General features: G+C 62.3%; 1 pseudogene. It reads left to right on the top strand.

The annotated features are described in order from the left end of the window. A pseudogene (locus EPL04_RS18960) lies at positions 1 to 868 on the top strand (hypothetical protein); the annotation flags it as partial. Positions 869 to 1,005 lie beyond the last annotated feature (137 nt).

The following is a 1,005-nucleotide window of genomic DNA, read 5'->3' as shown; positions in this document are numbered from 1 at the left end:
AGGTGTTGACGGCCAGACGCTGGACTCGTTTGAACTCCGAGCAGACCTCGAGGACACGCCGGTACTCACCCAGCAGACGTACGACGGTTCGCTTGTCGACGTCCTGAATCAGATTGCGGACTACGGTGACTTCATCTGGGAGCTCCGCCGCGAATCGGGCAACGAGTGGAGTATCGAGTGGACAAAACCGGGACAGCGGACCGCGGACGTCGACGACGATATCGCTGACTATCAGGTGGAGAAGACGACCGAGCGCCGGTACGACCGCGCGATCATCAAGGGCGCGAACCAGCCCGTTCGCGGCGAGCGCTTCACTGCCGTCGAAGGCTCGTGGGTGGACCTCAACCAGTCCTCCTTAGTGTCGGCGACGGAGACCGTGCGCGACCCATCGAGCGGTGAGACGTTCGAGCTCAACCGCGACTTCGACCTCGACCGCCAGGAGGGCCGCATCCGAGTGCGGCCGGGTGGCGCGATGGCCGACGGCTCGGTCTACGAGATCGACTACGAATTCAAGACCCGTGGATCATACACTGCGGAGGGCGCCGGTGATGATCCGGACGAGATGGTGCAGACGATCTCGTCGATCACGTCGAACCGTGGCTGTGAGCAGGCGGCGCTCTACCTGATTCGGAACATCAAGGATCCGCTCTGGGAGGCGGAGGTGACAGTGCCGACGGCGGACGCTGGCCAGTCGTTGGTCGACGATCTCGCGCTCGAGGGGCTGCCGACGCGCGGCGAGCGGATGGAGATTCAGGAGATCCAGCAGACGCCCCAAGAGGTCGTGCTGCGGCTTGGGAGTCGGCAGTCAGTTGGTGAGGTTGTCAGCGATATCCAGTCTCGGATCAGCACGGTCAGCGAACGGGTGTGACGGCTTGAGTTCGCTCTTGTGTAGAGCTACGGAAAGACCCTATAGTTACACTGAGCCAGCCATAATCTGGGAGTATGTCTTCTGCTCAGCCGGCGTTCGGCGCGATGTTTCGAGAGCTGATCAACCTGGGCGTCGTC

The organism is Halorussus marinus (genome assembly GCF_004521895.1).
Lineage (GTDB): Archaea > Halobacteriota > Halobacteria > Halobacteriales > Haladaptataceae > Halorussus > Halorussus marinus.
The sequence above is the reverse complement of the archived record's forward strand: the minus strand, read 5'-3'. Positions and strand labels throughout refer to the sequence as shown.